Source organism: Teichococcus deserti (genome assembly GCF_001982615.1).
Classification (GTDB): domain Bacteria; phylum Pseudomonadota; class Alphaproteobacteria; order Acetobacterales; family Acetobacteraceae; genus Pseudoroseomonas; species Pseudoroseomonas deserti.
In genome coordinates this window covers 1-5,972 of record NZ_MLCO01000308.1, presented here as the reverse complement: position 1 = coordinate 5,972, position 5,972 = coordinate 1, and the positions used below count along the sequence as shown (strand labels likewise).

6 protein-coding genes are annotated in these 5,972 nt (G+C 74.4%); 3 read left to right on the top strand and 3 right to left on the bottom strand.

The features are described 5' to 3' along the window. The first annotated feature begins 120 nt into the window (after nucleotides 1-120). On the top strand, nucleotides 121-1,134 hold the full coding sequence (locus BKE38_RS25155; RefSeq protein ID WP_076959960.1) for a tripartite tricarboxylate transporter substrate binding protein: 1,014 nt from the start codon (nucleotides 121-123) through the stop codon (nucleotides 1,132-1,134). A gap of 144 nt (nucleotides 1,135-1,278) precedes the next feature. Further along, a complete protein-coding gene (locus tag BKE38_RS25150) occupies nucleotides 1,279-2,262 on the top strand; it encodes a Bug family tripartite tricarboxylate transporter substrate binding protein (RefSeq protein WP_076959959.1) in 984 nt (327 codons plus the stop codon). A 36-nt stretch (nucleotides 2,263-2,298) separates the two neighbouring features. On the opposite strand, the gene BKE38_RS25145 is transcribed toward BKE38_RS25150, so the two are convergent. Genes BKE38_RS25145 through BKE38_RS25135 form a run of 3 tightly spaced genes read right to left on the bottom strand, consistent with a single transcriptional unit; the run spans nucleotide 2,299 to nucleotide 5,262 of the window. After that, nucleotides 2,299-3,762, bottom strand: coding sequence for a M81 family metallopeptidase (locus BKE38_RS25145; protein WP_076959958.1), 1,464 nt, complete (start codon nucleotides 3,760-3,762; stop codon nucleotides 2,299-2,301). Next, the gene (locus BKE38_RS25140; RefSeq protein WP_076959957.1) at nucleotides 3,759-4,493 is read right to left on the bottom strand and encodes an aspartate/glutamate racemase family protein; all 735 of its coding nucleotides are present in this window, start codon (nucleotides 4,491-4,493) and stop codon (nucleotides 3,759-3,761) included. Before BKE38_RS25140 ends, BKE38_RS25145 begins: the two co-directional genes overlap by 4 nt. Nucleotides 4,494-4,500: 7 nt before the next feature. Further along, on the bottom strand, nucleotides 4,501-5,262 hold the full coding sequence (locus BKE38_RS25135) for a hypothetical protein (RefSeq protein ID WP_076959956.1): 762 nt from the start codon (nucleotides 5,260-5,262) through the stop codon (nucleotides 4,501-4,503). A 164-nt stretch (nucleotides 5,263-5,426) separates the two neighbouring features. Here BKE38_RS25135 and BKE38_RS25130 point away from each other — a divergent pair. Next, a partial coding sequence (locus BKE38_RS25130; protein ID WP_131829719.1) for a M20/M25/M40 family metallo-hydrolase occupies nucleotides 5,427-5,972 on the top strand: 546 nt, incomplete at its 3' end.

The following is a 5,972-nucleotide window of genomic DNA, read 5'->3' as shown; positions in this document are numbered from 1 at the left end:
CCCAGCCCTTGCCGCCGCGAAACCACTTGCCCGCCTCCCCCCGCCTGCGGCACGACTCCGTGATCGGGTGAAGCAGCGGCCGCCGGACAGAGCCGCGCGCCCCGTCAGGAGGACCGTCCCATGCCCATCATCCATCGCCGCGCCCTGCTCGGCGCCGCCGCGGCCGCCCTGCCCGGCGCCGCCCTCGCCCAGGCCCCTGCGCCCGCGCCCGCCGGCAGCTGGCCCGCGCGCCCGGTCCGCGTCATCGTCCCCTTCGTCCCTGCCGGCACCACCGACATCGCCGCCCGCATCCTGGCCAACCGGCTGCAGCAGCGCCTCGGCCAGCCCTTCCCGGTGGAGAACCGCGCCGGCGCCGGCGGCAATATCGGCTCCGACGTCGTCGCCAAGGCCGAGCCCGACGGCTACACCTTCCTGATGCAGACGGTCTCGTCTGGCGCCATCAACTACGCGCTCTATGCCGGGCAGATTCCCTACAAGCCCGAGGACCTGGCCAATATCGGCCTGCTGATCCGCGTGCCCAACGTGATCTTTGTCCATCCCGGCCTGCCGGTGCGGAGCATGGCCGAGCTGGTGGCGCTGGCGAAGAAGCGCCCCGGCGAGCTCAACATCGGCTCGTCGGGCGCCGGCACCTCGCTGCACATGACCGGCGAGCTGCTGAAGCTCGAGGCCGGGGTGCAGCTGACCCATGTCCCCTTCCGCGGCGCCGGGCCGATGCTGGCCGAGATCATGGCCGGCCGGGTCGAGGTCGGCGTCGACAACCTGCCCTCGGCGATCGGCCATATCCGCGACGGCAGGCTGCGCGCGCTGGCCGTGACCACGGCGACCCGCAGCGCCGCTTTGCCGGACGTCCCCACCACCGCCGAGGCGGGCTTCCCCGGCGTCGAGGCCACCGGCTGGTTCGGCCTGCAGGGCCCGGCCCGCACGCCGCGCCCGATCGTCGAAAAGCTCGGCGCCGAGATCAACGCCATCGTCGCCGAGGAGGAGACCTGGGCCAAGCTCGCCGATCTCGGCGGCATGAAGCCCGACCTGGTCCCCGGCGGCGGCACCAGCCCGGCCGCCTTCGAGACGTTCGTCGCCGCCGAGGTGAAGAAATGGGCCGAGGTGGTGCGCCGCTCCGGCGCCAAGGTGGACTGAGCGCCCGCCCGCACGGTCCTCGCGGACCGGTCCCGGCGGAATGGAACAGGCTTTCATGTTTGCCGAAGCGTCATCCGGCCGCGCCTTGCCGCGGCCGGGCCGAGCGTCTACCTGAGGGTGGAAACGTTCTCGAAGGATGGCGCAATGACGCTTCCCCGCCGCCGGCTGCTGGCCGGTGCCAGCCTCCTGGCCGCTCCGGCCCTGCTCGCGCCCGGCGCATCGCGTGCCCAGGCCAGCTGGCCGAACCGCCCCATCCGCATGGTCGTGCCCTTTCCCGGCGGCGGCGCCACCGACGTCACCGCCCGCGTGGTCTGCGAGCGGCTCTCCGTCCTGCTGGGCCAGCCGGTGGTGGTCGACAACCGCCCGGGCGCCGGCGGCATCCTGGGCAGCGACATGGTCGCCAAGGCGGAGCCCGACGGCCACACCCTGCTGACCTGCACCATCGGCACCGCCAGCATCAACCAGTTCCTCTATTCCAAGCTGCCCTACGACCCGGCGAAGGACCTGACCAGCGTGGCGCTGGCCAATTCCCTGGCCAATGTCGTGGTCGTGCCGGCCAGCAGCGAGATCCGCACGCTGCCGCAGCTGCTGGAAGCCAGCAAGAAGACGGAGATGAACTACGGCACGCCGGGCAACGGCACCTCGGGCCATATGTGCGCCGAGCTGCTGAAGTCGCGCACCGGCGCCAAGTTCATGCATGTGCCCTATCGCGGCAGCGCGACGGTCATCCCCGACCTGATCGCCGGCCGCATCGAGCTGGCCATCGACAACATCCCGCCCTACCTGCCGCATATCCAGGAAGGCCGGCTGCGCGCCATCGCGGTGACCAGCAAGGCGCGCTGGTTCGCCCTGCCGGAGGTGCCGACGGTGGCCGAGAGCGGCGTCGCCGGCTTCGAGGCCGAGGCCTGGTTCGGCTTCCAGGCGCCGTCGCGCACGCCGAAGCCGGTCCTGGACCGGCTGTCGGCGATGATCCTCGACATCCTGAAGGAGCCCGCGGTGATCGCCCGCCTGCGCGACGTCGGCAGCGAGCCGCGCCCGCTCGGCCCCACCGAGTTCCAGGCCTTCATCAAGGCCGAGGACGCCAAGTGGCAGGACGTGGTGCGGGTCTCCGGCGCGCGGCTGGACTGAGGCCGGATCGCGGAGAGGCTGCGGCCTCTCCGCCCGCTACCGGGTGAAATAGCCCCGCGGCACATGCCGGAACGGCAGCGCGGCCAGGTCCAGCGCCGCCGGGCCGGGCGTGTCGCATTCCAGGATGGCGCTGCAGCGGTCGGCAAAGGCCGCGCGGAAGTGGTTCTTGCCCTTGTTCACCAGCAGCCGCGTCGCATCGAGATCGATGCCGTGCAGCGCGAAGAAGCCAGGGTCGATCGCGGCTTCCTTGCGGCTGGCGACGACGATCCGCACGGCGCCGACCCGCAGCAGCGCGGTCGGGCCGAGATCGACCGGGGCGCCGCGCTCCATCGGGCCGGTGTTGGTGAAGCGGCCGTCGGTCAGCCGTTCCACCACCGCCACCGCCGGCACCGGCGGGCCGAAGGCCGCGGTCACCTGGCCGCCCAGCGCCACATCGATCGTCGCGCCGACCCCCGCGCCGCCGGCGCGCGCCACCAGCGCGGCGTCGTGCAGGAAGGCGAAGACCGTGGGCACCGTCAGCCCGGCGGCCAGCACCACGCGCAGCAGCCCCGGCGTGTCGCAGATCCCGCCCGAGAGCGGATTGTCCGCCGGGTCCAGCAGCGCCACCAGCCCGTCCGGCGCGGCCAGGGCGGCGGCCAGCGCCGCGTCCGGGGTCGGCAGCGCCACGTCGAAGCGGGCGCGGCGGGCGGCGATCGCATCGGCCAGGTGGCCGGCCGTGGCCGCGGCCAGCGCCGGCGAGGTGGAAAACACCATCGCCCCCGGCCCGGCATGCGGGCTGTCGCCCCAGGCGAAGCCGCCCAGCAGCGAGGCGTCCAGCACCGCCCCGCCCTCGCGCTCGCGGGCTTCCTGCCAGACCTCGGCCATCGGGCCGCCGGCGTCGCGCATGTGGAAGCTGTGCAGCACCATCGGCCGCTTCGCCATCGCCCCATGGCCACGCGGCGCGCCGTCCAGCATCCGCTCCAGCTGCGCCAGCGCCCGCCGCGCGGCGGCGTCCATGTCGACATGCGGATAGGTGCGGTAGATGCTGCCGCCATCCAGCAGCGAGGCCACCTCGGGCGACAGGTTGCCATGCGGGTCGAAGCTGGCGACCAGCGGCACGTCAGGCCCGATCACGCCGCGGATGGCGCGCAGCAGGGTCAGGTCGGCGGCGGGATCGCTCTCGGTGATGCAGGCGCCGTGCAGCGACAGATAGACGCCGTCCCAGCCGCCGGCGCGCAGCCCTTCGACCACCTCGTCCAGCCAGGCGGCGAAGACCGCGTCGCCCATCGGCCCGCCGGGCTGGGCGCTGGCGCAGCGCAGGATCGTGGCCTGCCAGCCCGGCCGCACCTCCAGGAAGGAGGCCAGCGCGCCGAGCTCCGTCGCCGTGCCGCGATAGCGCGCCAGGGCGTCCGGCCCGGCATTCCATTCGCGGCTCTGGAACGCGTCCAGGCCGGTGACGCCGGGGGTGAAGGAATTGCCCTCGAACCACAGCCGCGCCACGGCGATCCGCTTCGCGCTCATGCCTTCGCTCCCTCCAGCAGCGCGGCCAGCGCCGGTCCCAGCCCCGTCGTGGCCCGGCCCTCCACCGGCGCCAGGCTGCCCGCCCGCGGCCGCGCGGCGCCAAGCCCGGCCAGCGCCTCGGCCAGCCGCACACCGCAGGCCATGCCATCCAGCAGCGGCACCGGCGCGCGCAGCCGGCCGGCCATCCCGGCCAGCGCGGCGCCGCCCAGCACCACCGCCTCCGCCCCCTGTGCCACCAGGCGCGCGATCGCCGCCTCCAGCAGCGCCGCGGTGCCGTGGGCGTCGCGCAGCGCGTCCTGCGGAGTGGCGGCGATGCCCTCCAGCCCGGCCAGGCGCGACGAAAGCCCGTGCCGGCCGATCAGCTCGCGATAGGTCTCGACGCCCCCCAGCGTCACCAGGCCGAAGCGGGTGGCCAGCATGCAGGCGGCGAAGCAGGCGGCCTCGGTCATGCCGACCACCGGGCAGGGCATCACCTGCCGCGCCGCCTCCAGCGCCGTGTCATGGCTGACCGCCAGCACCACGGCATCGACCTGGCCGGCATGCTCCGCCAGCAGCTCCAGCAGCGCATGGCCGGCGATGACATTCTCGGCGCGGCTGGAGATCACCGCCGGGCCGAAGCGCGGGGTGGCGGCGACCACCTCGACGCCCGGGCTGGCCGCAGCGCGGGCGGCGTCGGCGCAGAGCTCGGTGATGGCGACCGTGGTGTTGGCATTCGCGACCAGGATGCGCATCGGCCGCTCAGCCCGCCGGGGCCAGGGCGGCGAAAGGCCCCTCCGCCATGCGCGACGGCTCGACCCTGAGCGGCAGCGCCGCCAGGCCGGGCGCGCAGCTGGCCCAGACGGTGAAGGGATTGACCGCCAGCAGGTCGCCGGCGCGCAGCGGCACCTTCAGCCCGATCCCCGGCCGCGCCAGGATGTCGTCCAATGCCGCCAGCGCCCCGCCCGCCGCCGCCGGATCGATCGAGGCCCGGTCCAGCCGCGCGGCGAAGACGCCGCCGGTCACCGCGAAGACCGGCAGCTCGGCGCCGCCATCGACCTGCGGCAGGGCCCGGTAGAAGACCTCGAGCGCGGCGCGGTCGGCCTTCAGCAGCTCGTTGTGCAGCGCCGCCGCGGAATACAGCGTGACATCGACCGGCTCGCGGCACAGCAGCAGCAGCGCGTCGCAGGCCTCACTGTGGAACGGCCCGGCCGGCGGCGGCGCATGCACCGCCTGGCCGATCCGGCTGCCCAGCAGCCCCAGCAGCACCGCCGCATCCCCCGGCAGCGGCAGCCCGCGCAGCAGGGAAAAGCCCAGCCCATGCGACAGCCGCTCGGCCAGCCGCGCCAGCACCGGGCCCAGCCGCGGCAGCGCCTCGCCCGGGGCGGCCAGCGCGGCCTCGATCTCGGCCGCCTCCTCGGCGCCCAGCGGCAGCATCCAGTCGGCCGGGCTGAGCGCCGAGCCGGTCCAGAGATGCGCGCCCGTCTGCGGGGCGATGCGGCGGGGGGGCGTGTGGTCTGTCATCACTGCCGATGATGACCCATGGCCGGCCGAAACGCACCACCCCGAATTCCGGCCCTGATTCCCGCGGGCCGCCCCCTTGCCCTGCCTGGCGGCTGGTCGCAGGCTGCCCGCCTCCCCGAAGCCGCCGCCCCGCTTCCAAGACGCCATCCAAGAAGGACCACCCGATGGACGCCGAGACCCTGCCCGATCAGCAGCCCGAAGCCCTGCGCGCCCTGGCGCTGCCCTTCGCGCCCGAGACCCTGCTGGCCGGGCTGCGCCCCTGGGTGGAATGCGAAAGCCCGACCTTCGACGCCACCGCCGTCAACCGCATGATGTCGCTGGCCAGCCGGGACCTGGCCATCCTCGGCGCCCGCATCGAGCGCATCCCCGGCCGCATGGGCTTCGGCGACTGCATCCGCGCCCGCTTCCCCCATCCCGACGGCGAGATGGAAGGCGGCATCCTGGTGCTGGCGCATCTCGACACCGTCCACCCGGTGGGGACGCTCTCCGCCCTGCCCTGGCGCGTGGAGGGCGACCGCGCCTTCGGCCCCGGCATCTGCGACATGAAGGGCGGCACCTTCGTGGCACTCCAGGCCATGGCCGCCATGGTCCAGGCCGGCATCGCCACCCGCCGCCCGGTGACCTTCCTGCTGACCTCGGATGAGGAGGTCGGCAGCCCCTCCACCCGCGACCTGATCGAGGCCGAGGCCGCCCGCCACGAGGTCGTCCTG